Source organism: Burkholderia aenigmatica (genome assembly GCF_902499175.1).
Taxonomy (GTDB): domain Bacteria; phylum Pseudomonadota; class Gammaproteobacteria; order Burkholderiales; family Burkholderiaceae; genus Burkholderia; species Burkholderia aenigmatica.
The window spans coordinates 1-24,916 of sequence record NZ_CABVQC010000096.1; the positions used below are offsets into that span (position 1 = coordinate 1).

A 24,916-nucleotide genomic window follows, 5' to 3' on the forward strand; every position below is an offset into this window, starting at 1 on the left:
CGCGTCGCGCGCATCGCCGAACCCGCGCCGCGCCGCCAGCCACGCGGCCGCGCACAGCACGCTGCGCCCGTAGCCGAGCGCGCAGCAGACCAGCACGTCGCGCCCTTCCCCGTGCAGGCGTTCGAGCGCCGCGACGGCCTGCGCGAGTTGCGCGGCCGTCGGCGCGACGAGGTCGAGCTGCGGCACGGTCGCATAGCCGAGCGACGCATCGAGCGACGCCCAGCGCGGCATTTCGGCGGTCAGGTCGACCAGCCCCGTGAAACCGTGGCGGCGCACGTCGCGTGTCGTCGGCGTACGGCCGATCGAAACGCGTTCGTCGATCCGCACCGGTGCCGGCTGCCGGAACGTCCACAGCCGCGAATTGACGAATGCGCCGGCGATCGTCGGCGCGAGCAGCCAGCGGATGACGACCGGGAAACGCCCGTGCGCGTCCTTCCGGAACGCGCCGGGTGCGCCGCGCCGGTAGATCCACGCGACACACGCGAGCGCCAGCGCGACCCACCCGGCCGCCAGCGCCCAGCCGGGCGCGCGCGGCACGCACCAGAGGGCCACGAGTGCGACCGCCGCCGCGCCAAGCGCATAGCGGCGCGCGAGCGCGCGGCCGGCCGCGCCTGGCGATGCCTCGGCGCCCGGCAGCCGGCCCGCGGCATCGCGCAGCGGAAACAGGAACAGCGCGAGACAGCCGACGGCCGCGCCGGTCGGTACGTCGATCGCGTGATGCTGGTAGGTCGTCAGCACCGACACGCCGATCGCCGCGAACCACAGGTGCAGCACGACGCGCGCGAGCGTGCCGCGCAGATGCTTCGCATAGACGGCCCACAGCACGACGAGCAGCCCGATGTGCAGCGACGGCGCCTGGTTGAACGGCTTGTCGAACCCCATCAGCAGCGTGAACAGCGCACCGGCCACGCCGCCCGCGTCGGGCCGCTCGAAGCCGAAGCGCAACGGCCACGCGATGAAGCACGCGACCGAGATCAGTTGCACGGTCAGCAGCCGCTTCACGTGATCGAGCAGATCGGCGCGGCGCGTCCAGAAGAAGAACGACAGCGCATACAGCAGGTCGATCGACCAGTACGGCACGATCGTCCATGGCACGAACGGAATCGCGTGCTCCCAGCCGAACGCGAAGGTCGGCACCGCCGCGCGGCGTGCGGCGAGCCAGTTCGCGAAACCGTAGGTCGAGAAGAACACGGCACCCATCGCCGCGAGCCAGCCGAGGCGCAGCGCGAACGACGCGTCGCGCGCGCCGGCGGCGGCCGGCTCCGCGAGGCCGCTCGCGCCGCCGTCGAGCGCGCTCATGACGCGTCGACCCGCTGCGCGAGGCTGACCGTGAAGATGCCCATTTCGTCGATCCGCTGGTCGAGCTTGCGGAAGCCCGCGCGCGCGACGAGCTCGTCCATCTCGGCCTGCGAGCGGCGGCGCATCACCCAGGTCGCCTCGCCGCGGTGATTGTTCAGCGCACGCGCGATGAATTCGATCTGCGGATGCCACGGCTGCCCCGTATAGACGAGATAGCCGCCCGGCGGCACGGCCTGCGCGAGCCCGCGCAGCGAGCGCTCGATCAGCGCGTTCTCGCCGAACAGCTCGTAGAGGCCCGACACGATCGCGAGCGTCGGACGCGGCTCGAGCGTCGCGAGCGACGCCTCGTCGAACGCGTCGCCGCGCTCGAAGCGCGCGATCGGCTCGAGGCCGCGCTGCGCGATCAGCACGCGCCCGGCCTCGACGTTCGGCGGGCTGTAATCGCGCAACGTGATGTCGTCGGGCGCCGCGCCGTCGCGCTCGGCGGCTGACGCGATCGCGTCGAGCACGTAGCGCCCGTGCCCGGCCGCGATGTCGACGATCCGCACCGGCGTGCCGCCGCCGCGCAGGCGGCCGATCGCCGCGCCGATCAGCTCCTGCAGATGCACCTTGCGCTGGCGGATGCCGACCCAGCCCGGCGAATCGAGATACGTGCGGTCGATCAGCGCGCCGACGCCGAGGCGCCCCTGCGCGCGGTTGCGGTACACGTAGTCGAGCGTCGAGCCTGAATCGAAGCCGAGCCGCAGCCCGAGCGCGATGCCGTCCGACAGCGCGCCGCCGGCCTTCAGTCCGGCCCGCGTGAGCGCCCAGTACGCACGCGCGAACACGTTCGCCGGCGGCCGGCCGAGCGCCGCGTATTCGTCGTGAAACGCGCCGCGCCGGTCGGCGTCGGCGAGCGATACGCGCGGGCTCGGCGCATCGAATTCACGCAGCACGAACGCACGCAGCGGCGCGAGCGCCTGCGCGCGGTCGCGTTCGCCGAGCGTGTCGTGATAGAAGCCCGGCAGCACGATGCGCTCCTTGCGCGCCGCGCCGAGGCGTTCGAAGAAACGGTCCTGCGGGCCGCGATGCACGACCCAGTCGGCCCCCGAGATCAGCAGTTGCGTCGGCACGGTGATCGCGGCCGCGTCGGCGACGATCCGCTGCGCGGTGTCGTGCAGGTCGAGCAGCATGTTGACCGCGATCGGCCGCGTGATCAGCGGATCGGACGCATAGCTCGCGATCCGCTCGGGATCGTGCGTGAGGAATTTCGGCTTCACGTAGCTGTTCACGTAGAACAGCCCGCGCAGCTTGTGCATCAGCCGCAGGCCCGGCCGCGCGAACGGTACGTAGAGCTTGATGTGGAACGCCGGCGATGCGACGACGAGCGCGCGGATCGGCGGCGCGTAGTCGTGCGCCCAGGTGGCGGCGAGCACCGCGCCGACGCTCTGGCCGACCACGGCCATGTCCTCGATCGCAATGCCGTGCGTGTCGCGGATATGTTCGACGAAGGTCTGCAGGTCGCGCACCGACGCGGCCGCGCTCGGGCTATAGCCGCGCGCACCGGGCGAGCGGCCGTGGCCGCGCGCATCCCACGCGAAGAACGCAAAATCGGGCAGGTCGAGCTCGTCGACGAGGTGCGCGACGCGCGCCGAGTGTTCGTGGCCGCGATGCAGCAATACGATTGCGCCGCGGCAGCGCGCGCCCGTTGCGGGCCAGTGACGATAGAACAGCGTTTCGCCGTCGTGCGTGATGAAGTCGGCCTCACGGGCCATGCGTGCGCTCATGCGATCTCTCTCGTTTCGTTATTCGAATTTTGGTGCGCCGCCCTCCGGCGCCCGGCACTGCAACTGCCTGGACTACCCTTTCAAGCACCCTTTTCCGCGATGCCGGCCTGCACGCGCCGCACCACGGTGACCATCGACAGCACGATCAGCAAGCGCCACAGCCACGCGGCGACACCGCCGACCGGAAACCCGAGCCCGATCCACAGCGCGAACGCGCCGAGGGCGAGCGCGCGGTCGCTCTTGCCGAACGGGCCGTCGTAGCGGCGGCTCACGCCGACCAGCGGGCCGATCAGCCCCGCACATTCGACGATCACCGCCGTCAGCGCGAACAGCCAGACGTCTGCCGGAGCGAACGCCGGAATCGCGAGAAACGGCAGCACCAGCGCAATATCGGACACGACGTCGCCCAGTTCGTTCAGGTATGCGCCGAGCGTACTCTTCTGGTTGTGCTCGCGTGCGAGCATCCCGTCGATCGCGTTGAGCGCCATCCGCACGAACAGCCATAGCGGGATCAGCAGGAACAGTGCGCGGGCGAACACGCCGAGCCCGGCCAGCGCGCCGACGACGATCGAGCCGCCGGCCGCGAACAGCGTCACCTGGTTGGCCGTGACACCGCGTTCGGCGAGCGAGTTCGCGAACGGGCGCAGACGGTTCTGAAATTTGGGTTTGAGTGCGTATAGGCTCATCGTTTTATTTGTGCGGCACAGTCGGATACGTTTCCCGTCACCCCGCCCCGGGGTGGCGAAACGGCCTTGGACGGCCTTCCATGGACGGCCCTAATCGTCGCCGAGCGGCCCCGATGCGTCAAGCATGCGCCCGGCCCGCCCGCATGGCGCCAATCTGGCGTTTTTGACGGAAACTCGCGATAATCCGCTGGCCCGATCGCAGCACGATCCATTCGAACTGCAAACGGGCACTCGTGCAACAGCCGATTATCACGCCGCCGACCGGCACATTCGCCGCGACGCAACAGCGTGTGACGGCGAACCGTCCGATTATCGCGGACCTGCGACAGGCAGCCACGAATTTGAAAAAATTTAAACAAGGGCCGTCCGGCGCGCATCCTGCCGCGCCGGCATTCCGGGGTCCCGCCCGCCGCGCACGCGCAGCGGGCCACGCAGGCAGGCAGGAGGCGCAGCGCCGATGAACATCCTCAACGTCTGGCAGCGCGATTTCCTGCTGTCCATCGTGCGGCTCGTCGCCGGCGCGTATCCGGTCTGGCATCAGGCGCCGCCGTCCCCGACGCAGAAGATCTACTTCTCGAACCATACGAGCCACATCGACACGCTTGCGATCCTCGCTGCGCTGCCGCGCAACGTACGCGCGGTCGTGCGGCCGGTTGCCGCGCGCGACTACTGGGACAGCAGCGACATGAAGCGCCACATCGCGCAGAAACTGCTGAACGTCGTGCTGATCGACCGCCACCGAGAATCGGGCGGCGATCCCCTCGACCCGGTGCGCGACGCACTCAAGCAGGGCCATTCGATCATCATCTTCCCGGAAGGCACGCGCGGCGCCGAAATCCTGCCGCAGCCGTTCAAGAGCGGGCTGTTCCACCTCGCGACCGAGTTTCCGAACGTCGCGCTCGCGCCCGTCTATCTCGAGAACCTGCAGCGGATCATGCCGAAGGGCGCGATCTGGCCGGTGCCGCTGATCTGCAAGGTGCACTTCGGCGCGAACGACGCGCTCGGCGCGCAGGAAGACAAGCCGACGTTCCTCGCCCGCATGCGCGACGCGGTCGTCGCGCTCGCGCCGCCGCAGCGGCCGGCCGGCTGAACGCGACGCCCTCTTCTCTCTTTTCCGGATATCAACAATGCGAACAATTTTCTGGGAACTGGTCGCGGGCGTCACGGGCGTGCTCGTCGTCGCGACCGTGATCGGCGCGATCCTCGGCGCACGCAGCGGCGGCACGAGTGCGACCATCGTCAACCTGAACCAGCGCATCCGCGCGTGGTGGGCGATGATCGCGATCATGGCGATCGCGATCGGCCTCAGCAACAACATCACGTATCTGGTGTTCGCGGTGCTGTCGTACCTGACGCTGCGCGAATTCATCACGCTCACGCCAACCACCGCGAGCGACCACACGACGCTGTTCATCGCGTTCTTCGTCGCCATTCCCGTGCAGTACCTGCTGCTCGGGATCAACTGGTACGGGATGTATTCGATCTTCGTGCCCGTGCACCTGTTCTTCGCGATGTCGCTCGTATCGGCGCTCACGCAGGACACGCGCGAATTCCTGAGCCGCAACGCGAAGATCAACTGGGCGCTGATGGTGTGCGTGTACGGGCTGAGCCATGCGCCGGCCGTGCTGATCCTCGACATTCCGCACTACGCGGGGCAGAACGCGCTGCTGCTGTTCTTCTTCCTGTTCGTCGTGCAGATCAGCGACGTGCTGCAGTACGTGGTCGGCAAGCTGTTCGGGAAGCGCAAGATCGCGCCGCAGCTGTCGCCGTCGAAGACGATCGAAGGTTTCGTCGGTGGCGGCTTGCTGGCCACGCTGTGCGGCGCATCGCTGTATCGCGTGACGCCATTCAGCTTCGGGTCGGCGTTCGGCATCTCGCTCGCGATCGTGATCGCGGGCTTCGTCGGCGGCCTCGTGCTGTCGGCCGTCAAGCGCTCGCTCGGCACCAAGGACTGGGGCTCGATGATCGCGGGCCACGGCGGGATGCTCGATCGCGTCGACTCGATCTGCTTCGCCGCGCCGGTGTTCTTCCACCTCGTCCGGTATCTGTACGTGTGATGCGCGGGCGACACCGGCCGGTTCCGGCCCGGCGTGCCCGCATGTGCCCGCGCGACGCGTCGCGCGGCAATCTCCCGGTGAAGCAGATCCGGCCCGGGAGATTCCGGCAGATCAACGCTTGACGTACTGCTCGATCTCGCCCGCGTTGTCCACCCACCCGTTCACCTTCACGACGCCGCCACTGCTGACCCGTGCACCGGCCCGGTTGTCGATACCTCCGTTGATCCCGATCCGGTCATCGCCGCGCAGTGTCCCGGCATTGAACACACCACCGTTCACGCTGATCGTCTCCGCATGAACCGCGGCGTCGTTCCGCAGGCCGCCGTTGATCGCCAGACGCGTATCCGCAGTCAGTGAGCCACGGTTCGTCGCGCCGCCGTTCACGCTGATCGATTCGGCTTCGACCGTGCCTTCGTTCGTCAGGCCGCCGTTGACGGCCAGCCGGTCGAGCGCCGTCAAGGTGCCCGTGTTGGTCGCACCGCCGTTCACGCTGACCGACTTCGCCCGGACCTCGAGGTCATTTTCCAGCCCCCCGTTGATCGACAGCGTGCCGTCCGTGACGAGATGGCCGGTATTCGTCGTCTTGCCGTTCAGGATCAGCGCGTCGCTCGCGAACAGCCGCTTCGTGTTCGTCGTCTCGCCGTTGACGTTGATCGTCTCCGCCTCGATCGTGCCGCCGTTCGTCAGCCCGCCATTGATGCCGAGCCGGCCTTCGACGCTCAGCGTGCCGGTGTTCGACGCGCCACCGTTCACGCTGGCGAATGCAGTCGTGAGCGTGCCGTCGTTCCTGAGCCCGCCGTTGGTGGCGAACCGGCCGTATGCGGTCAGGCGGCCCGTATTGACCGTCCCGCCGTTCACGCTGACCGATGCCGCCGTGACCGTGCCGCCGCTCTTCAGGCCGCCCAGCACGCTCAACGCATCGCGCGCGGTCACGCTTGCGTCGCGGCCAACTTCGGCGCCGCCGAGCAACTGAACCGATTCGCCGTCGACCGTCCCGCCGATCCGCGAGCCGCCGGCGATCGTCACGTTGCCGTCGAGGCCCGCGCCCGCCGCACGCGTTGCCCGGATTGCCCCATCGATGTTCACGCCGGTATCCGAACCGTTGCCGGTCAGTGTGATGTCGTGGGCATCGATGCTGCCGCGCTTCGACACGTCGATCGCGACCTCCGGCCGGTTTGGCGATTGCGCAAGCCTGAATGCGGAATTGTCACCGTTGTAGGTCACCGTGCCGTCGCCCGCGATCGCAGCAAGCTTCAGCGCACGCAGCGCCGCGTCGACGCGTAACGAGCGTGCCACCAGGTCGAGCCGGCCGGCCTCGCTCGCGTCGAGTCCATCGCCCGCTACGACGATGTCGCCTTTCGTGTCGAATCGGCTCGCGTTGCCGTTCGCGTCGAGCGATGGCGTGCCGGCCACCAGCTTCACCTGCGATGCGTTGATGAAGCGGGCGCCATTCGCGGTGATCCCGTTCGGGTTCGCAATGATCAGTTGCGCTGACTCCCCGGCGATCTCCGTCGCGCCTTTCAACTGCGACTTTCCGCTGCCGGTCACCTCGTTCAGGATGACACGCGCCGTCTTTCCGCCAAGCCGCGCATTGCCGTCGATCCAGCCGGCGAGTTCGGTGTCGACGGTTTTCGTGCTGTTGTTCAGGACCAGCCCTTCAGGGCCGACGTTGTAGTCCATGAAGCGGTTGTGCGATACGCCCGAACCATTCGGTTTCGAGATATCGACGACGGGTACGCCGTTTTTCACGTCGACGCCAGGCTGGTTCGCGTGGTTCGTGTCGGCGACGAGCCCCGGGACTGAAGGCTCGGGGTTACCACCGCCAGCGTTACCGCCTCCCGAGTTACCGCCTTCCGAGTTACCGCCTTCCGAGTTACCGCCTTCCGAGTTGCCGCCTTCCGAGTTGCCGCCTTCCGAGTTACCGCCTCCTGAGTTACCGCCTCCCGAGTTACCGCCGTCCGGAAACTGCGCGTTTTGCTCGATTTTCCCGTCATTTCGATAGGTGCCGCCGACGATGTCCACCGCCCCGCCGGAACTCACGAGCCCGCCCGCCTCGTTGACGAACGCGTTGCCAGTGAGCGAGACCGACCGATCGCCGCGCAGTGTGCCGCTGTTGCGCGTGCTGCCAACCACCCTCACCTCTCCGGCCCGCACGAATCCGTCGTTCGCAAGCGCCGTACCGGCCGAATTCGGGCCGACGACGAGCAGCTTGTCGCTCGCCGTCACGACCCCGCCCTTGCCGATCTTCGCGTCGCCGAGCATCGTCACCGCGCTGCCGGCAACCGTTCCGTCGATCGTCGCATCACCGACCAGACGGACATCGCCATCGGCGCCACCGTCCTTCACGATCCCGGTCGATCCCATGATCGTGATGCCGCCGCCCGACACGAGGCCGCGCGTCTTCGGCACGACCGGATCGCCGGCGATCGCCTCGATCCTGCCCGCGACGTTCACCCCGACGCTCGAGCCCTTGCCGATCAGCGTGATCGCGTTCGCATGAATGCTGCCGAGCTGCGACACGTCGATCGCGATCTCCGGGCGGCTCGTGCCCTGCGCGAGCGTATAGGTCAGCTTGTCGCCGTCGGTCTTCACGTTGCCGTCGATGGCGGTCGCCACGAGCTGTCGTGCCTGCAGCTTCGCATTGACGCGCAGCGTGCGCGCGATCAGATCGGTACGTGCCACGCCACGTGCGTCGAGGCCGCTGCCTTCGATCGCGATCTCGCCTTTCGTGTCGAAGCTGTTCGCATTACCGTTCGCGTCGAACCCCGGCGCGCCCGCAACCAGCTTGACCTGCGACGCGTTGATGAAGCTCGCGCCGTCCGCCGTGATTCCGTTCGGGTTCGCGATGATCAGCTGCGCCGATGAACCTGCGATTTCCGTCGGCCCCATCAGCTTCGTCCGCCCGCCGCCGATCACTTCGTTGAGGATCACTTTCGCCGCCTGGCCGCCGAGTCGCTCGTTGCCGCCGATCTGGCCGGCTAGCTGTGTATTGGATGTCGTGACGCCGTTGTTCAGGATCAACCCTTTCGGCCCGACGTTGTAGTCGAGGAACTGGTTGTGCGACACGCCCGCGTCGTTCGGTTTCACGATCTGGACGATGATGTTGCTGTTCTTGATACCGATGCCCGGCGCGTGCGGGTTGTCCGCGCCGGGTATGGATATCTGGGCCTGCACGGCCGGCGCGGACAGCGCCGGCAATGCGACGGCCAGCAGCTGCGCAAGCCGTTTCGGGGTCAGAGGCACGTCACGGCGCACCGCACGCTTTCGAGTCGTCTTCATGGTAGTCCTCGCTAGGGTGGAAGAAGGGCGGGACCATCCCGCCCCGGTCCGTGCGACCGGAGCGCGATGTCGTCGCGACGACACGCCCCGCTGCACGAAATGAAGCCATCGGGCCGTTGTCAGAACCGCGCGGCGATCTGCACGTCGAGCGTCGGGCTCGCGCTGTGCAGCGTGGACGGCTTCAGCAGCGGCATGCCGAGCGCGACGTCGAAGCTCACGCGCTTGTAGCCGCCGCGCAGGCCGAGCGCACCGCCGACCAGCGTGTGGCCGCCCGCTTCGTCCGGATTGCCCGACACGCCGCCTGCGTCGAGCGCGGCGTAGACGGCGATGCCCGCGGCCGCCCGCGTCGAGAATTCGTTGCGCAGGATCCAGCCGCTGCGCGCGGCGAGCGTTTCGTTGCCATCGAAGCCGCGCACCGTATAGCGCCCGCCGATCTGCAGGAATTCGGTCGACGGTACCGGCGCCGGCGCGCGCTGCGCGACGAACGTGCCGCGGTAGTTCGCACGGCGCGCGCCGACCGCGAACTGCGCGTCGACCGACACGCTCGCGGTCGCGATCCCGTAGTGGCCGTTCCAGTCGTTGCGATCCTGCACGTAGCCGGGAAACCCGCTCAGTCCGGGCAGGCTGCCGCGCCACGACGCGCCGGCCTCCACCGACGCTTGCGCGAACCGCTGGAGATGGCTGGCCGAAAACGCGTAGCTCGTGATGTCGTGCTTCTGGACACGCAGTTCGATCCCGTCGAACCACGCGCGGTCCTCCCGCCGCGCCAGCGTCAGGCCGACCCGCGTCCGCGCACTGCCCGATCGGTACGGCACGTAGCCGACTCCGGCTTCGATCCGCCGCGTGCGCCGCGCATAGACGAACGTGTCGACGCCCACAGGTATCGCCTGCCGGGTTGCCCATTCGCTCGCGGATACAGAGAACGACGCATAGCCGACCGGCACATCCCAACTCGCGCTGGCAGAGCGCGACCCGCGCGTCGTACGGCGCGGATACGCATCGTTGCCGGCGGTCAGCAACAGCTGGTCGTAGAGGCCGAGCGGCGAATCGACCGCGACGATCGCACCGACCTGATTGCGCCCCGTCGCGTCCTGGCCGCCGTTGTCCGCGGTCAGCACCGCGCGGATGCGGCGCGCGTCGGCCGGATGTCCAACGCGGATATCGCTGTCGCCCAACGACGAGCCGGGCGCGATCGCGAAAGTCGCGTCCGACTGCCCCGGCAAGCGGCGCACGTTCTCGAGCGCCTGGTCGAGATCGCGCACATTCAGCAGCGCGTCGCGGCCGCGCGGAAACACGCCCCGGGTCGTACCGATGCCGCCCGAGCCGTCTTCGATCTCGCCGATCCGGCCGGGCAGCACCTCCACGATCACGCGCCCGTCCGCATAGTCCTGCGCCGGAATCGCGGCAAGCGACGTGATGTAACCGCGCGCTGCCAGCTGGCCGGTAACCCAGCTGCGAATCGCCGCGAGCCCGCGCGTGCCGGCGCACTGCCCGACGCCGGGCGCCTGCTTCGACAACCATGGGAAATCGGCCGCGCCGCGCCATTCAATCGAGCGAATCTCGACGCACTGCGTTTCGCGCGGCAGCACCAGCAACGCGCCGTGCCCGCCCGCGCCCGGCGTCAGAACGTCCGCGGACGACAGCGCTTCCCGGCGCACCGCGTCGAGCTGCTGTTCCTGGTGCCGCTGCGCGTCGGACGGCAACGGTGTCGCCGCCGTCCCTGCCGAAAGCGACAGCAGGCCCGACGCCACTGCGACGCCGATCGTGCCGGATACCTTCATGATGATTCGCACTACAGATTATGTGATTGATTCAGACAGGCAACGCAGTGCTCGACGCCGGCGTGTCACGCCGCCGGGTACCCCGGCGCAGCGGCACCGGATCGGCGCGCCATGCGCGACGGCGTTCGCATGCGAACCGTCTCGTGAAGGGTCGGAGATTACCCGGCAGCGGGCGGGAAAATTGTCAAACGAATGTCAAAATCGCGGCTTCGCGACACTTTCGCGCAAATCTAACTTGTCCTATTGCGCGTCTGACCATTCGTATTGAAGCGAGTCCGCGAGTGATCGCGCCCCGGTCTGGACGGGGATCAGGACAGCCGGCCGGCGAGCGCCGGCCAGCCTGTGCGATCACGCACCTCAGTACCCTTCGCGCAGCGCCTTCGGCACGATGTAGCGGCCGCGCGCCGCGTCGAATTTCACCGTATAGCGTGCGTGGATGGCCTTGTCGCCGCGCGAGCCCGTTTCCGTGACCGTCAACGGATAGACGTCGCCGGTGCCGGTCATGTCCGGCACGATCGCGAACGTCCGGCTCTCGCAATGCGATTTCGCGTTGCCGCAATCGAGCGACCCCGTGTTGTCGAGCGCTTCGTCGATGCGCGGCGCGGCCTCGACGAGCGCGTTGCCGACCGGCAGCCAGATCGACCGCATCGCCATCGTGTAGCCCTGCAGCGTGACGCCGTCGCCAATCGTGAAACCGAACAGGTGCGGGCCATACCGCTCGATACGTACGGTGCCCGGCTCGCCGCGCTTGCCGGACGCGATATCCGTCTTCTTCACCACCGGCTCGAGCGTCCTGCCGTCCGCCGCGGGCTTCAGCACGTACAGGTCGATCGTCCCCGTCGTGCCCTCCGAATCCATGCCCGGATTCCCGTTCTGCTCGGCCGCCTCGGTCTCGCCGCACATCGCGAGCAAATAGCGCGGGCCGTCGGCCGTTGCCACGCGCAGCGAGCCGCACGACACATAGATGAATTCGCCCGGGTCCGACTGCCAGCCCTTGCGATCCGCGCGCCAGTTGCCGTAACTGTCATGAATGAACGTGCGCAGCAGGTGGTCGGTGGCAGCCGGTTCGATCGCATGCGCCGCCATCGGCACCGCACACGCAACGGACAGCACCAGACGTCGCACCAGCGGATGAACGGATGAAATCATGTCGACGTCGATAGGGATGAGAATCGGTGCGGGAAGCAAACGGCCAGCGGCATCACGACCTCAACGCGGTTGCGCGACCGGCTCGGGATCGAACGCCGTCAGCCCCGGCCACGCCGCCTGCCCCCACGCACCGTCACCCGGCGCGAGCCAGCGTTGCAGCGTCACGTCGTCGAACGCCTTGCCGAACGGATCGGCGCGAAATCCGGCCACCCACTGCTTGCGGCCCGCGACGTAGGCGTGGCCGAAATCCGTCCAGCTGTCGAAACAGTCCTGGGCGCGCTGCGCGTTGAGCAACAACACGCGCCAGGCGGTGTCCGGCTCGGTCCAGCCCATCAGCATCGCCACGCGCGCGAGGAACGCCATTCGCGCGCAGGCGAACGCGAGCGCCGCACGCGGGTCGTCGGTCGGCTGCAGCGCATGCAGGTCGGCGCGAAACCACTGCGTCTCGAGCACGCGTGCCAGGTGTGCGCGCGCATCGTCGTCCGTCGCGTCGGTGCGCAACTCCATCTGGTGCAGCATCTGGGCGCGCAGGAACTTGCGCGACGTGTCGTTCAGGTGGCTCGTGTCCGCATCGTCGAAACCCGAGAATCCCGTCGCGTCCACGTACGGATGCGCGAGCAGCAACGCCCAGTGCTTGCGGGACGACAAGGCCGAATAGCGCCCACCGCGCCGGCGGAAGTAGCGCACGATGCGCCACAGCACGAACAGGGCAACGATCAACTTGAATATCATGGTCTTCGCCCCGTCATTCCGCGGCATCGGCGCCACGCGGCGCGTCGTAGCCGGGCCAGCGCACGTCCTCGGTGGCAAAGGCGGGCTGCGCGTCGTCCGGGCGAGCGGACGGCACCGCCGGCGCCAGCGTCGCGCGCACCGCGTAACGCACCGAACCGGCACGCGGCGGCCGCGCCTGCAGCAGCTCAGGCTGCCGCGCGGCGACCAGCCACTCGACGGTCGGCGTCGGCTCGGCGAGCCGCTCGAACAATTGCGGATGGCGCGCGACGAGCCGTGCTTGCGACGCGGCATCCGTCACGTCCTCGATCCTGCACCACCCCGACGGCGTATGGACGACGCCGAGCGCGATGCAGTCGGACGGCGTGCGATCCGTCGTCCCCAGCGCATTCAGGCAGGCCAGCACGTCGTCGACGTAGCGCTCGACCGGCGGCCGGTTCTGCTTGCCCTTGACCTGATCGACGTCGAGGCCGCCGTCCGCATGCACCGCGACGCTGATCGTGATGTGCGGCTGGCCGCCCGCATCCCGGAAGCTCAGCAACCGCAGCGTGCGCGCCTCGATCGCATCCGCATAGCGTCCGCCGTAGCCGCCCTTCAGCGCTTGCCGGTCGGCGAACTGGCCGAGGCAATGGCGCATCACGTAACTCTCGAACGCCATTTCGGCGCGCAGCAGCGCGCTGTCGGGCAGGAATTCGACAAAGCGCCCGTTGGCCGTTTCGCACCACGTGCGCAGCGCATCGGGCTGGCTCTCGCGCCAGCCGCGCGCGATTCGGTCCGCCATCTCCGCATGCTCACGTTCCCACATCGCGAGCGCCTGCGGGCAATTGACACGATCGAGCTTGCCCTCGAGCCCCGTTCCCTTGCGGGATTCGAGAAATTCGACAAGCGTGGTTTCGAGTGCGAGGAGGTGCGGATCGGCCGGGTCGACCCAGACGACGGGGGCCTGCCTGCCGGCGTCGGCCTCGGCCTTGGCCTTGGCCTTGGCCTCGCCGATCGTCTTCGCGCCGGGACCGAAACGCCGCGCGACCCACGCCGGCGGCGCGGCCTGGCCGAGCGCCTGCCGCGCATCGTCGAGCGACCCGATCGTGCACGCGGGCTCGAAGTTCGCGACGACATGCCGGTAGAAATGGTTGAGCAGCCACGCGCGCACCGCGTCGGCATCGCCCCGCGCGGTGCTGCGCGCGGCGATCGCCGCGCGCAGCGCATCGGCGTTCAGCGCGTTGCGCGGCGCGTAGCCGGCCCGCCGATCGACGGCCGTCATTGCCAGAACTTCCACCAGCGCTTGTTCGGCGCGGCCGTCGTCGGATCCGGCGCCGCCGGCGCGTCGGCCTCGCGGATTCGCCGCTCGATCACGTCCTCCATCAGGTCGAGCGGCTCGGCGGCGTGCCGGTTGCCGGCGAGCACACGTTCGTAGAAATTCTTCACATCCTGCTGACGGCCCAGATCGTATGCCGCGTCGCCAGCCCGGATCAGGACATCCAGATCGCGCGACGCATCAGCCTGCCCGCGCGCGGCGTCGTACAGCGCCGACGCCTGGTCCGGATGCGACGCCGCCATGTGGGACACGAACACGAAGCGGGCGATCAGCGCCTCGTCGGGCAGACTGCCGTCGACCTGATCGTGCTCGCGCTGCCAGCCGACGAGGCGTTCGAGCCAGATCGGCAGTTCGTTGCAACGATCGAGGCGATACAGCGCGCGCACCACATCGCGCACGTACCAGTTCGGGTCGTGCCGGCTGAAACCGAATTCGGCGGCGTAATGCCATAGCTGCTCGGCGGCCTCGAGCATCTCGGCGTCCTTGTCCTGGCAGGCCAGCACGTAGCGGACACCTGAGTAATGCTCGGCAAACGAACTCGCCGCAATCCCGCTGCGATGCAGGACCAGCGCCTCGTCATAACGGTCCTCGTCGCGGTAAAGAATCGCGAGGTTGTTGCATAGCATCGAATACAGGTGCGCACACGCGTCGTACGGGTGCCCCTTGCCGGTCTCGAAGAAGCGCTCCATGCACGCGCGGCCCTGCTCGTAGGCGGCGATCCGCAGGCGCAGAAGGTCGGCGCGCACCGGCGCCCGTTCCGCTGCCGGCAGCGCCTCGATCGCCTCCTCGACCCGGTCCTCGATCCAGCCCGAGAACGCATAGCTCCACAAGCCGCTGCGCAGCGACGGCGGCGGCAGTTTCAGCGCGGTGGCGACGCCCAGCGCGCGTATGCGCGCCTCGGTCAGCACGAACGCGGTGCGGTTGTCGTGCATCTCGCCTTCCTGCGCGGCCGCAAGCAGGCGCGCGGCCTGGGTCGTCGCGTCGATGCGGCCGGTTTCGCCATCGTAGACCGCCGCGAGCCGCGCGATCCACGGATGGCCGGGCGCGCGCCGCAGCGCGACCTCGCGCGCGGCGTCGGCGACCGCGTAGCGCAACGCGTCGCCCTCGAGCGAGCCGAGCGCGGCAAAGATCTCGCCGTGCGTCGGCGAGCGGGCGGCCAGCGCGTCAGGTTGTTCCGCGCCGAGTTCGACGAGCCGTTCGAGCGTCGGCGCGAAACCGGCTGCGCGCATCGCGCACAGCGGCCACCAGACCGATGTGTCGGTCGGCTCGGCGAGGCGTGCGTGGATGATCTGCCCCACCCGGTCGAGCATGCTGCTTTCGATCTGGTACACGTGGAAGAACGCGCGGCGCCCCGCGTCATCGAAGCGGCCCGCCTCGAGCAGCCACGGCAGTTCGTATTCGATGAAGTCGTCGCTACCGTCCGACTCGAGGCTGTGACTCGCCATCTCGCACCGGGCGAGCGCGCCGTCGAGATCGCCTTGCGCGTGTGCCGCCCGCGCGGCAAGCCTTGCCAGCCTCACCTCGGCCTCGCGACGCGGCGGCAGTGCCCAGTCGGCGATGCGCGACTCGACGGCCTGGCGAATCGTGTCGAACTGCAGCGGCGCGATCTCGATCATCGCGCGGCCGATCCGCAGCCAGTCATCTGCATCGATGTCCTGGTCCGCGCCTGCCGACGCGATGGCCGCCACCGCGGCCTCGGCCGCCGCGCGCGCGTCGTCGTCCCGGCCAAGCCGCCGCAGTGCCCACGCACGCAGGCATTGCCGGTTCGCGTCGTCCCACGCGCGAAACGTGGCCCGGTCGGCAAGCGCGCCATTCAACGCATGCCGCAGGTCGATCGCGTCGAGCGCGTGCTCCGCGTGGTCGTATTCCAGCGTATCGAGAATGCGTGCGCGGACGAAGCGATCGGCATCGAGCGTCGGCGACGTGCGCACGACGTCGTGCATCTCGCCGATCGCGTGGGTGACGGCGTCGTTCTCGCCCAGGTGCCGGGCGACCTGCAGCCGGTACAGCGCGAGTTGCATGCGGATGTCGGGCCGCGCGTCGGGCGCTGCCGCGTCATGCACGCCCGCGCCGTCGTCGTCGAGCACGGCACGCGCAGCGGCCGGATCGCCGGCGTGCATCCACAGCGTGTGCAGGCGCGCAATCGCGTCGAGCGAATCGGCACGCAACGGCTGGGCCCGCAGTCTTGCCGCAAGGTCGCTCTCGCGGCTCGAGTCGCTTTCTTCGAGATCGGCTTCGAGCCGGTTCATCAACGTGTCGAGCGGCTGGCCCGTCAAAGGCATCGTTGTCATATCGTTATGGGTCTTGGTCTTGGTATTGGCACTGGGAGTCAACGACTGCTCCCTCTCGGAATCGCGATAGCTTATCAGGAGACGGAGGCGGTGCGCGGCCTCGCCATTCGCGTCGTCCGGCGGTACGATCTCGTTCTTCATTCCCGGATCCGGTCGAGGCGCACGGCGCGACGGCGCGATGCGTCCCGACCGGTCCCGCCCGACCCGGAACACCCATGAACCTCACGTTGCAGGATGTCGCCTGGCACCGCTCGGTCGGGCGGCTCATCGAGTCGCTCGACCAGCCGGGCTTCTGGCTGGCGCTGATCCGGCTGATCGAGGAATACGTCGCGGTCGACAGCTGGGTCGCGCTGACGTTCGGCGACGGCCGCCCTCAGGTGTTCGCCGAATGCCCGTACGAAGGCGGCGGCCCCGACCCGCTGTTTCGCGACTACGTGCAGGGCCTGTACCAGCTCGACCCGTTCTACGTCGCGAACCGCGATGCGCCGCAAAGCGGCTTGTTCCGGCTGTCCGACGTCGCGCCCGAATGCTTCCGCGATACCGAGTACTACACGCTCTATTTCACGCACAACGTCGTCGAGGACGAGGTGCAGTTCAACGTCGTGCTCGACGATGCGCGCACGCTGTGCCTGTCGCTCGGCAGCAAGCGGCGCTTCAGCCCCGAGCAGGTGGCGCTGCTCGACCTGATCCGGCCGTGGGTGGCCGGGCTGATGCGGCAGCGGCTCGCGTTCGAGCCTGCATCCGCGGAACATGCGCCGCCGCGCCGGCCCGGCGCACACGACGGTTTCGAACAGGCGATGGCACGGCTCGGCACGCCGCTCACCGCGCGCGAACTCGACGTGATCCGGCTGATCCTCAGCGGCCGTTCGAACAAGGAAGTCGCGAACAAGCTGTCGATTTCCGCCGAAACGGTGAAGGTGCATCGCCGCAACATCTACGGGAAGCTCGCCATCAACTCGCAATCGGAGCTGTTCTCGCTGTTCCTGAACGCGCAGACCGGCACCTGAAACGCATCGGGGGTCACGCGGGTCGGCGCTCGCCGCCACTGGCGGCGCCAAAGCGCAATACCCCCGACGGGTTAACGCGCCGGCGGGATGGGAAATCCGCCGCTTCGGCGCATACTGGGACCTCCTTACCCACCCTTCCGGCGCCACCGGCGACGGCCCCCCTGCTACCGACATCGCCATGAAACTGAAGCTCGACATCATCCAGCTCGCCGGTCGCGACGGCGACACGCACTACAACCTGCAGCGCACGCTCGCAGCGATCGCGACCTGCGCGCCGGGCACCGACATCGTGATGTTTCCGGAAGCGCAGCTCACCGGCTTCCTCGATCCGTCGAATCTCGCCGAATGCGCCGAGCCGCTCGACGGCCCGAGCGTTGGCGCGGTCATCGCGGCCGCACGCGCGCGTGACGTTGCCGTCGTCGTCGGGCTGATCGAGAACGACGGCGGCCGCTTCTACAACACCACGGTATTCGTCACGCCGGACGGCATCGCGCTGCGCTATCGCAAGACCCACCTGTGGGTGAGCGAGCACGGCATCGTCCTGCCCGGTGACCGCTACGCGACGATCGAATGGCGCGGCGTGCGAATCGGCCTGCTGATCTGCTACGACAACGAATTCCCCGAAACCGGCCGCGCGCTCGCCGCACTCGGCGCCGAGCTGATCCTCATCACCGATGGCAACATGGAACCGTACCGCTCCGTCCACCGCACGTCGGCCACTGCGCGCGCGATGGAGAACCAGGTGTTCGCGGTGGTCGCCAACCGCGTCGGCGGCAGCACGCACGACGTCGTGTTCGCGGGCGGCAGCCTCGCGGCCGATCCGTTCGGAAACCTGATCTTCGAAGCCGGCAATGCGGAATCGCGTCACGCGGTCGAACTCGATTTCGACCAGCTCGCCGCGTCGCGCGCGGTCTACGACTATCGCCGGGATCAGCGCCTGCACGTCGCCGGCGAACGCATCGAGCACGCAAGCGGCCTGCGCGAATTGCTGATTCCGTAAACGCTTGCCCGTCTCCGGCGGCGACATCCGTCACGCCGGGGCGGGCAGCTCGATCGCCAGCAGCGCCGAACTGACCGGCTTGCCGTGCGCGTCGAGCGCGAGCCCGCACGCGCTGCCGCGTGTCGCGCAGGCATTCGCCGCAACCATGCTGATGGAATTGAAAAAGCGCGCGTGAACCGCGCGCCCGGATCGGGACAGCACGCCCGCCCGACGCTTACTTCGCGTCCGGATCGACGTGCAGCGATTCACCGATCGCATAGAAATTGCCGCCCGCGATGTAATGCAGGCTGCGCAGTGCCGGATCGGCCGATTCGAAATACCAGTGGCCGTCGCGGAACACCCGCGTGTCGGACCACGCCGCGACCACCTCGCCGATGAACAGGTCGTAGGCCTGCTGGTTGTGCGGTTCCGGAATCAGCTTGCACGCGAGCCAGCCCGAGCAGCCGGCGACGAACGGCAGGTCGTGACCTTCGACGTCGAACAGCGTGACGCCCGCTTCGCGCAGCTTGTCGGGCCGCTCCGCGAGACTGTGGGTGCCGACCGCATGCGTGAGCTGAATCTGCGCGGCCGTCGGCACCTGGATCACGAACGTGCCGCTGCGCTCGACGAGTTCGCGCGTCTTTGCGGTCTTGTCGAGCACGACCGTCAGCTTCGGCGGCAGGAAGTCCAGCGCGCACGCCCATGCGGCGGCCATCACATTGTCGACGCCGTCGTGGCGGGCCGACACGAGCACGGTCGGGCCGTGGTTGAGGAGACGGTAGGCTTTCTTCAGCTCCACCGGAGCGATGTGACTGTCCATACGGGTTCCTTGGAGAACGGCACGCACGGTTGCCGTGCGGCGCGGCGCCGGCCGGTGCGCATGCGCACAACCGGGCCGGAGGCCGCATTCTCGCACCCAATTTCAATCGGCGCTGATCGCGCCGCCGGTCACTTCGCGAACAACTGGCCGATATCGCGGAACGCCTTGAATTCGAGTGCATTGCCGCACGGATCGAACAGGAACATCGTCGCCTGTTCGCCGACCTGCCCCTGGAACCGCACATACGGCTCGATCACGAAGGTCACGCCGAACGATCTCAGCCGCTCGGCCAGCGCCTCCCAGCTCGGCCAGTCGAGCACGATCCCGAAATGCGGCACCGGCACGTCGTGACCGTCCACCGCATTCGTATGCGCGCCTTCCTGCGACACGGTCTTCGGATGCTCGTGGATCACGAGCTGATGCCCGTAGAAGTCGAAGTCGACCCACTGCGCGCTCGAACGCCCCTCTGCCAGCCCGAACACACGGCCGTAGAAATCGCGCGCGGCCGGCAAGTCGTAGACCGGGATCGCCAGGTGAAACGGGGAAAGACTCATGGTTGCCTCGTGAAGGAACGCTCGCGTGGCGCGAGGACGGCACCATGTTAGTCAAGGTCAAGCAGAAATTAAATCAATATATAGTTGCGTCATTCACAAACGGAATTGATGAATGATCCGCGAACTGAAAACCCTCGTCGCCGTCGCCCGTGAAGGCACGTTCGCCGCGGCCGGCAACCGTATCGGGCTGACTCAGGCGGCCGTGAGCGCGCAAATGCAGCGCCTCGAAGCCGAGCTCGGCTTCGCGCTGTTCGACCGGCAAGGCCGGTCAGCACGGCTCAACGAGATGGGCCATCACGTGCTCGACCAGGCGCAGGCGCTGCTCGGCCTGTACGACAACCTGAGCTCGACGGCGCCCGGTTCGCCGGCCGCCGTGCGCGTGACGATCGGCGCGATCGCGTCGGTGCAGAGCGCGCTGCTGCCGGCCGCGCTCGCCGATTTCCATCGCCGGCATCCCGCGTGCCGGACGCGCGTGATACCGGGGCTGTCGATCGAACTGGTCAACCGGGTGGATGCGGGTGAAATCGACATGGCCGCGATCATCCGGCCGCCGTTTTCGCTGCAGAGCGACCTGCACTGGACGACGCTCGCGCAGGAACCGTTCCGGCTGATCGTGCCGCGCAACGTGAAAGGCAAGGACTGGGCGGCACTGCTCGCGAGCGAACCGTTCGTGCGCTACGACCGCGCGTCGTTCGGCGGCCGCCAGGTCGATCGCTTTCTGCGGAAGATGCACATCGCGGTGCGCGACACCTGCGAACTCGACGAGCTCGATGCGATCGTCAAGCTGGTCGAGAACGGCGTCGGCGTCGCGCTCGTCCCGCAGACTGGCGTGTATCGCCGCTGGCCGGCCGGCGTGCGCGCGATCGACCTCGGGCCTCACACGTTTCACCGCGACATCGGGCTCGTGCATCGCGCGCGGCGCACGATGTCGGAGCCGGCGCAGCAACTGGCGCAGCTGATCGAAGCCGCGTCGCTGCAATCGACCTAGCGCCGCTGTTGCCAATCAGCGCCGCCCGGCCGCCCAGTCGACGGCCGCATCGAACAGCGCGACACCGGCCGGCGACAGGTTCACGAACGTGTCGTTGTCGAGGAAGAACATCACGCGGCGCGCCGGCGCGAGCGCTTCGTAGTCCATCGTCGCGCCCTTCTCGTACGCGAAGATCGCAGCCTTGTCCGGTTGACCGTACACGGTCGCGATCGTGATCGCGCCGAGCCCCGGTTTGCCCCAGCTCATCGGCGCCTGCTTGCCGTACACGTTCGTCACGCCGGCCGGCAGCCCGGCCGCGATCGGGTGCGGCGCATTGACGAGCCACAGGTAGCGCTCCTTGCCCGTTTCGCCGAAGTCGGCGTCGTGACGCTTGCCCGTCATCGCGAGATCGTCGAGCAGGTCGTTCTCCCAGGTCACGAGCGGCTTGTCGAGCGTGCGCCAGCCGGGCCGCACGTTCTTCGACGACACCGTCGACGAGATCACGACGAGGTCGGCATCGCGCGCCGCATCGGGCGTCGACGATTCGTCGATCAGGCGCACCGCATAGCCGCGTTCGCCGAGATGCTGGCTAATGCGTTCGTCGACTTTCAGGTTCGGGCCGCGCAGCTGCACGAGCATCGCGACGCGCGTGACGGCCTGCGGTGCGTCGGCTGCCAACGCGGGGGCGGCCACACCTGCGCCGAGACCCAGGCCCGCACTGATCGCGAGCACCGAGCCCGCGATCGCGCGCAATGCGCGACGCCGCGCGCCGCCAGCAACGGCGCGCACGGCGCCGGTCTTCATGTTCCGGTTCATCTGGATCCTCTCCGAAGCCGCGCGCCGCCGTGACGGCCGCGCGGCGATTGCGTGGTCAGAACTGCAGCGTGGTGAGCAGCGACACCTGTCGCGCATCGCCGATCGCGACGAAGTAACGGTTCGCGCTCGACGGGTAGTACGTGCGATTGAAGAGGTTCTTCACGTTGAGCTGGAACGACAGCTTCTGCTTGCCGATCCGCGTGTCGTACGTGGCGAACGCATCCGCGAGCACGTACGACGGCAGCGTGAAGCTGTTCGCCGAATCGCCGGGGCGCGCGCCGACGTAGCGCACGTCCGCGCCGATGCGCAGGTCGTCGCCGCCGATCACCGTGCCGAAGTCGTAGACGCCCGCGAGCGACGCCGTATGGCGCGCGACGTTCCACAGCTGGTTGCCCGCGTACAGCGGATCCTCGGTCGTCTTCGCGTCGATGTACGCGTAGCTCGCGATCACGTTCACGCGCTCGCCGATCTTGCCCGACACGTCGAGTTCGATCCCCCGCGAGCGGGCCTTGCCCGACGTGCGCCAGTCGGTCAGCTTGGTCGCGTCGTTGTACTGCGACACGAGCACGTTCTTCTTGTCGATGTTGAAGAACGCGAGCGTGCCGGTCATCCCGCCCGGCAAGTCGAGCTTGCCGCCCACTTCCCACGCGGTCGCTTCCTCGGGCGGCGTCGCGCCGTCGATGATGTAGCCCGTCATCGGCGCGATCGACGACGACGGCTTCAACGATTGCGAATAGCTGCCGTACAGCGAGAACGTGTCGGTCCACTTGTAGACGACGCCCGCGCGCGGCAGCCACTTCGACCCGCTGAGATCGGTGTTCGCGACAAACGGCCGGCCGCGCCCCGCGACCTGGTTGTACGTGATGTAGCGCAACCCGCCCGACACGATCCACTTGTCAGTCAGGTGGATCGTGTCCTGCACGAATGCCGACGCATCGTGCAGCGTGTCGGTCTGGTCGCTGTCGCTCGCGGACACCGTGCTCGACGGCGGCAGCAGCCCGTAGACGGGATTGATATAGCTGAACGGCGTCTTCACGGCCTGCCGCAGCATGTCCTTGCGGTAGATGCGGCGGTATTCGGTGTCGAAGCCGACCTGCACGTCGTGCCGCATCCCGCCCAGCATCAGCTTGCCGTTCACGTAGCCGATCCCGTAGCTGTCGGTGCTGAGCGAACCGTGCGTCGCGTCGTTGCTGCGCGTCATCGTGCCCTTCACCGGATCGACGCCCGTCGTGCGCAACTGGTTCGCGTCATAGGTCTCGCGGTTGTAGCTGTAGCCGACATGCGCGCTCCAGTCCGCGTTGAACTGGTGATCGACGCTCAACTGCGCGAGGTGCGATTCGCCGTCCATGTTGTTGAACGGCTCGTCGATGCGCCGTCGCGCGGGAATGTCGAGCGGCGCGTTGGTGCGCGGGTCGAGCGCGGTACCGCGGTCGAACGGCGAATGGAATTTCCGGTACTGGTAGGACACCGTGACCTGCGTATCGCGGCCATACCATGCGAGCGACGGCGCGACGAAGGTCTGCCGGTATTCGCCGAAGTTGCGCCAGTACTGCTCGTTCGACTGGTCGACGATCAGCCGGTACGCGAGCCGCGAATCGCCGACCGGCCCGGTCGAATCGAAAGTGGCACTGCCGCCGTTCTTGCCGTGCCCGAACGTCGACGCGCCGAGCGAGATCGCGTTGTAGCGCTTGAGCTGCGGCTGCTTGGTGACGACGTTGACCACGCCGCCCGGGTCCATCAGTCCGTACAGCAGCGACGTCGGCCCCTTCAGCACCTCGACGCTGTCGACCGCCGCGTTGAACGCGCGCCCCTGCACGAGCGGCATCCCGTTCTGCATGATCGAGCCGTCGCGGTTGCCGCCGAAGCCGCGCTTCATGATGGTGTCCTGCGTGCCCGCGAGCGTGTTGCCCTGCGTGATGCCGCTGACGTTGCCGAGCGCGTCGTCCAGATTGCGCGGACGCTGGTCGCGCAGCACCTGCGCAGGCACGATGTTGACGGCCTGCGCGGTGTCGAGCAGCGGGATGTCGGAGCGCAGCACGCCCGCCTCCTTCGACGCGCGATAGCTTTCGGCGCGCAGCGCGCTGGTGCGCACATTGATCGCGGGCAACTCGGCGTCCGCGCCCACGCCGGCCGCCACGGGGCGCGCCACCGCGCCGTCCGCGCGCTTCACCGTGTAGCCGCCGCCCGGCTGGCGCAACGCGACGAGCCCGGTGCCCGCCAGCAGGCGGTCGAGCGCGCCGTCGACGTCGAAGCGGCCCTGCACGCCGCCGCTCGTCAGGCCGGCCGTCAGCTCGGCCGGAAACGCGACCAGGATGCCGGCATCGCGGCCGAACCGGTTCAATGCCGCTTCGAGCGGCCCGGCCGGAATGTCGAACGCGCGGCGCGCCGCGCGCTGCGCGGCCGGCGCCGCATCGGTGTCGGTGTCGGCCAGCGCAGGCAGCGGCAGCAACGCCGACACCAGGACGGCGCCGGCCAGCCGGCGCGCAAGGCGACCGGGCATGGCGGGGACGGCCGGGCGCGTGGCGCGCGGCAGATGTCGGGCGGGCGCCGGACGGCGCCGATACGTGAGACGGATGGAAACCATGATCGGGAAGTCGGTGGACGATGGGCCAGTGCTGCTTTCATTACCCATGTCACGCGAACATCGAGAAACAGCTCAGGTCGGCGGAAAATTTTTTCGACGTGCTCACGAACGGGCCGGCACGACCGTCGCCCAGTAGCGCGTCAGGTAGTGAACGTCGATCGGCAAGGCCGCCTTCAGCGTGTCGAGCACGCGCGCAGGATCGTCGAGCGGATAGGTACCCGACACGCGCAGGTCGGCCACGGCCGCCTCGCAGCGCAGGCTGCCGCGGCGATAGCGGTCGAGTTCGGCGACGAGGTCGGCCAGCCGCATGCGCGACGCGACGAGCATGCCGCCCGTCCATGCGGACGCATACGCGTCGAGCGGTGCCGGCACGCCGATCGCGTCACGCGTGAAATCCGCGCCCTCTCCGGCCGCGATCACGCGCGCGTCGGCCGCCGCATCGTCGGGCTGCACGTGGACGGCACCGGCAAACACCTCGATACGCGTCGCGCCATCGCGCTGCCGCACCGCGAAGCGCGTGCCGAGCGGCCGCAGTTCGCCCTGCGCGGTCGCGACGACGAGCGGGCGCGCGGGCACGCGCTCGTCGTGGCCGCTCGTCACCATGATCGTGCCGCGCAGCAGGCGCAGGCGCCGCGCGGTGTCGTCGAAACGCACGTCGAGTGCCGTGTCGGTATCGAGCACGACGACCGTGCGATCCGCGAGCGTCACCGTGCGCCGTTCGCCGACCGCCGTGCGCAGGTCGGCCGGCCAGATCGCCGCGCGCCGCGCGGGCTCGGCCATCCATGCGGCGCCGCCCGCGAACAGCAGCACCGCCAACGTTTTCACGGCCGCGCGGCG

20 protein-coding genes and 1 pseudogene are annotated in these 24,916 nt (G+C 68.4%); 6 read left to right on the forward strand and 15 right to left on the reverse strand.

The features are described 5' to 3' along the window. The 3 genes from BDO18943_RS39275 to BDO18943_RS39285 all read right to left on the reverse strand — a co-directional run. Positions 1–1,299, reverse strand: a 1,299-nt coding sequence (locus tag BDO18943_RS39275; RefSeq protein WP_175026379.1) for a phosphatase PAP2 family protein, incomplete at its 3' end; no start/stop codon positions are given. Beyond that, positions 1,296–3,065, reverse strand: coding sequence for a bifunctional alpha/beta hydrolase/class I SAM-dependent methyltransferase (locus BDO18943_RS39280; RefSeq protein ID WP_043182417.1), 1,770 nt, complete (start codon positions 3,063–3,065; stop codon positions 1,296–1,298). The genes BDO18943_RS39280 and BDO18943_RS39275, both read right to left, overlap by 4 nt. A gap of 80 nt (positions 3,066–3,145) precedes the next feature. Continuing rightward, positions 3,146–3,751 (reverse strand): CDP-alcohol phosphatidyltransferase family protein, encoded by a 606-nt coding sequence (locus BDO18943_RS39285; RefSeq protein ID WP_175026380.1) that lies wholly within the window; start codon positions 3,749–3,751, stop codon positions 3,146–3,148. A 124-nt stretch (positions 3,752–3,875) separates the two neighbouring features. Here BDO18943_RS39285 and BDO18943_RS39290 point away from each other — a divergent pair, with 124 nt between their 5' ends. The 3 genes from BDO18943_RS39290 to BDO18943_RS39300 all read left to right on the forward strand — a co-directional run bounded on the left by BDO18943_RS39290 (position 3,876) and on the right by BDO18943_RS39300 (position 5,808). Next, a complete protein-coding gene (locus tag BDO18943_RS39290; RefSeq protein WP_175026381.1) occupies positions 3,876–4,106 on the forward strand; it encodes a hypothetical protein in 231 nt (76 codons plus the stop codon). Between the two features lie 102 nt (positions 4,107–4,208). After that, the gene (locus tag BDO18943_RS39295) at positions 4,209–4,841 is read left to right on the forward strand and encodes a lysophospholipid acyltransferase family protein (RefSeq protein ID WP_043182415.1); all 633 of its coding nucleotides are present in this window, start codon (positions 4,209–4,211) and stop codon (positions 4,839–4,841) included. A 37-nt stretch (positions 4,842–4,878) separates the two neighbouring features. Further along, the gene (locus tag BDO18943_RS39300; protein WP_175026382.1) at positions 4,879–5,808 is read left to right on the forward strand and encodes a phosphatidate cytidylyltransferase; all 930 of its coding nucleotides are present in this window, start codon (positions 4,879–4,881) and stop codon (positions 5,806–5,808) included. A 111-nt stretch (positions 5,809–5,919) separates the two neighbouring features. On the opposite strand, the gene BDO18943_RS39305 is transcribed toward BDO18943_RS39300, so the two are convergent. From BDO18943_RS39305 to BDO18943_RS39330, 6 genes are all read right to left on the reverse strand, one after another. After that, a complete protein-coding gene (locus BDO18943_RS39305; RefSeq protein ID WP_175026383.1) occupies positions 5,920–9,087 on the reverse strand; it encodes a two-partner secretion domain-containing protein in 3,168 nt (1,055 codons plus the stop codon). A 119-nt stretch (positions 9,088–9,206) separates the two neighbouring features. Next, positions 9,207–10,868 carry a ShlB/FhaC/HecB family hemolysin secretion/activation protein gene (locus BDO18943_RS39310; protein WP_175026384.1) on the reverse strand — a complete coding sequence of 554 codons (1,662 nt, stop codon included), beginning with the start codon at positions 10,866–10,868 and terminating at the stop codon, positions 9,207–9,209. Between the two features lie 357 nt (positions 10,869–11,225). Continuing rightward, positions 11,226–11,954: a topoisomerase IV gene (locus BDO18943_RS39315; protein WP_374101875.1), complete on the reverse strand. Its 729-nt coding sequence runs from the start codon at positions 11,952–11,954 to the stop codon at positions 11,226–11,228. A 123-nt stretch (positions 11,955–12,077) separates the two neighbouring features. Continuing rightward, positions 12,078–12,749 (reverse strand): DUF1266 domain-containing protein, encoded by a 672-nt coding sequence (locus tag BDO18943_RS39320; protein ID WP_205187833.1) that lies wholly within the window; start codon positions 12,747–12,749, stop codon positions 12,078–12,080. 13 nt (positions 12,750–12,762) lie between these two features. Next, entirely contained in the window at positions 12,763–14,007 is a 1,245-nt protein-coding gene (locus BDO18943_RS39325; RefSeq protein WP_175026385.1) for a hypothetical protein, read from the reverse strand. Beyond that, a complete protein-coding gene (locus tag BDO18943_RS39330) occupies positions 14,004–16,352 on the reverse strand; it encodes a hypothetical protein (RefSeq protein WP_210771974.1) in 2,349 nt (782 codons plus the stop codon). The genes BDO18943_RS39325 and BDO18943_RS39330 overlap by 4 nt, the downstream gene beginning before the upstream one ends. A gap of 215 nt (positions 16,353–16,567) precedes the next feature. Between BDO18943_RS39330 and BDO18943_RS39335 the strand changes: the two genes are divergently transcribed. Continuing rightward, complete coding sequence (locus BDO18943_RS39335; protein ID WP_175026387.1) at positions 16,568–17,359, forward strand: response regulator transcription factor; 792 nt, start codon at positions 16,568–16,570, stop codon at positions 17,357–17,359. A 178-nt stretch (positions 17,360–17,537) separates the two neighbouring features. Beyond that, positions 17,538–18,359 carry a carbon-nitrogen hydrolase family protein gene (locus BDO18943_RS39340; protein WP_175026388.1) on the forward strand — a complete coding sequence of 274 codons (822 nt, stop codon included), beginning with the start codon at positions 17,538–17,540 and terminating at the stop codon, positions 18,357–18,359. Positions 18,360–18,389: 30 nt separating this feature from the next. On the opposite strand, the pseudogene BDO18943_RS43215 reads toward BDO18943_RS39340, so the two are convergent. From BDO18943_RS43215 to BDO18943_RS39350, 3 genes and pseudogenes are all read right to left on the reverse strand, one after another. Continuing rightward, positions 18,390–18,521: pseudogene (locus BDO18943_RS43215) on the reverse strand (AtuA-related protein); the annotation flags it as partial. A 52-nt stretch (positions 18,522–18,573) separates the two neighbouring features. Beyond that, positions 18,574–19,158, reverse strand: coding sequence for a flavin reductase family protein (locus BDO18943_RS39345; protein WP_089450293.1), 585 nt, complete (start codon positions 19,156–19,158; stop codon positions 18,574–18,576). Between the two features lie 128 nt (positions 19,159–19,286). Then, on the reverse strand, positions 19,287–19,712 hold the full coding sequence (locus BDO18943_RS39350) for a VOC family protein (RefSeq protein ID WP_175026389.1): 426 nt from the start codon (positions 19,710–19,712) through the stop codon (positions 19,287–19,289). A 112-nt stretch (positions 19,713–19,824) separates the two neighbouring features. On the opposite strand from BDO18943_RS39350, the gene BDO18943_RS39355 reads away from it, so the two are divergent. Further along, entirely contained in the window at positions 19,825–20,700 is an 876-nt protein-coding gene (locus BDO18943_RS39355) for a LysR family transcriptional regulator (protein WP_175026390.1), read from the forward strand. Positions 20,701–20,715: 15 nt separating this feature from the next. Here BDO18943_RS39355 and BDO18943_RS39360 read toward each other — a convergent pair whose 3' ends face one another. The 3 genes from BDO18943_RS39360 to BDO18943_RS39370 all read right to left on the reverse strand — a co-directional run. After that, positions 20,716–21,495 carry a hypothetical protein gene (locus BDO18943_RS39360; protein ID WP_175026391.1) on the reverse strand — a complete coding sequence of 260 codons (780 nt, stop codon included), beginning with the start codon at positions 21,493–21,495 and terminating at the stop codon, positions 20,716–20,718. Between the two features lie 55 nt (positions 21,496–21,550). Then, positions 21,551–24,127 carry a TonB-dependent siderophore receptor gene (locus BDO18943_RS39365; RefSeq protein ID WP_175026392.1) on the reverse strand — a complete coding sequence of 859 codons (2,577 nt, stop codon included), beginning with the start codon at positions 24,125–24,127 and terminating at the stop codon, positions 21,551–21,553. Between the two features lie 54 nt (positions 24,128–24,181). Further along, positions 24,182–24,916, reverse strand: a 735-nt coding sequence (locus tag BDO18943_RS39370; protein WP_175026393.1) for a FecR domain-containing protein, incomplete at its 5' end; no start/stop codon positions are given.

Excerpts from the sequence above, each read along its gene's own strand:
- BDO18943_RS39340 (WP_175026388.1), top strand. The coding sequence starts at position 17,538 with ATGAAACTGAAGCTCGACATCATCCAGCTCGCCGGTCGCGACGGCGAC.
- BDO18943_RS39310 (WP_175026384.1), bottom strand. The coding sequence starts at position 10,868 with ATGAAGGTATCCGGCACGATCGGCGTCGCAGTGGCGTCGGGCCTGCTG.
- BDO18943_RS39285 (WP_175026380.1), bottom strand. The coding sequence starts at position 3,751 with ATGAGCCTATACGCACTCAAACCCAAATTTCAGAACCGTCTGCGCCCG.
- BDO18943_RS39345 (WP_089450293.1), bottom strand. The coding sequence starts at position 19,158 with ATGGACAGTCACATCGCTCCGGTGGAGCTGAAGAAAGCCTACCGTCTC.
- BDO18943_RS39355 (WP_175026390.1), top strand. The coding sequence starts at position 19,825 with ATGATCCGCGAACTGAAAACCCTCGTCGCCGTCGCCCGTGAAGGCACG.
- BDO18943_RS39325 (WP_175026385.1), bottom strand. The coding sequence starts at position 14,007 with ATGACGGCCGTCGATCGGCGGGCCGGCTACGCGCCGCGCAACGCGCTG.
- BDO18943_RS39330 (WP_210771974.1), bottom strand. The coding sequence starts at position 16,352 with ATGACAACGATGCCTTTGACGGGCCAGCCGCTCGACACGTTGATGAAC.
- BDO18943_RS39335 (WP_175026387.1), top strand. The coding sequence starts at position 16,568 with ATGAACCTCACGTTGCAGGATGTCGCCTGGCACCGCTCGGTCGGGCGG.
- BDO18943_RS39320 (WP_205187833.1), bottom strand. The coding sequence starts at position 12,749 with ATGATATTCAAGTTGATCGTTGCCCTGTTCGTGCTGTGGCGCATCGTG.
- BDO18943_RS39350 (WP_175026389.1), bottom strand. The coding sequence starts at position 19,712 with ATGAGTCTTTCCCCGTTTCACCTGGCGATCCCGGTCTACGACTTGCCG.
- BDO18943_RS39300 (WP_175026382.1), top strand. The coding sequence starts at position 4,879 with ATGCGAACAATTTTCTGGGAACTGGTCGCGGGCGTCACGGGCGTGCTC.
- BDO18943_RS39315 (WP_374101875.1), bottom strand. The coding sequence starts at position 11,954 with ATGGCGGCGCATGCGATCGAACCGGCTGCCACCGACCACCTGCTGCGC.
- BDO18943_RS39280 (WP_043182417.1), bottom strand. The coding sequence starts at position 3,065 with ATGAGCGCACGCATGGCCCGTGAGGCCGACTTCATCACGCACGACGGC.
- BDO18943_RS39290 (WP_175026381.1), top strand. The coding sequence starts at position 3,876 with ATGCGCCCGGCCCGCCCGCATGGCGCCAATCTGGCGTTTTTGACGGAA.
- BDO18943_RS39360 (WP_175026391.1), bottom strand. The coding sequence starts at position 21,495 with ATGAACCGGAACATGAAGACCGGCGCCGTGCGCGCCGTTGCTGGCGGC.
- BDO18943_RS39365 (WP_175026392.1), bottom strand. The coding sequence starts at position 24,127 with ATGGGTAATGAAAGCAGCACTGGCCCATCGTCCACCGACTTCCCGATC.
- BDO18943_RS39305 (WP_175026383.1), bottom strand. The coding sequence starts at position 9,087 with ATGAAGACGACTCGAAAGCGTGCGGTGCGCCGTGACGTGCCTCTGACC.
- BDO18943_RS39295 (WP_043182415.1), top strand. The coding sequence starts at position 4,209 with ATGAACATCCTCAACGTCTGGCAGCGCGATTTCCTGCTGTCCATCGTG.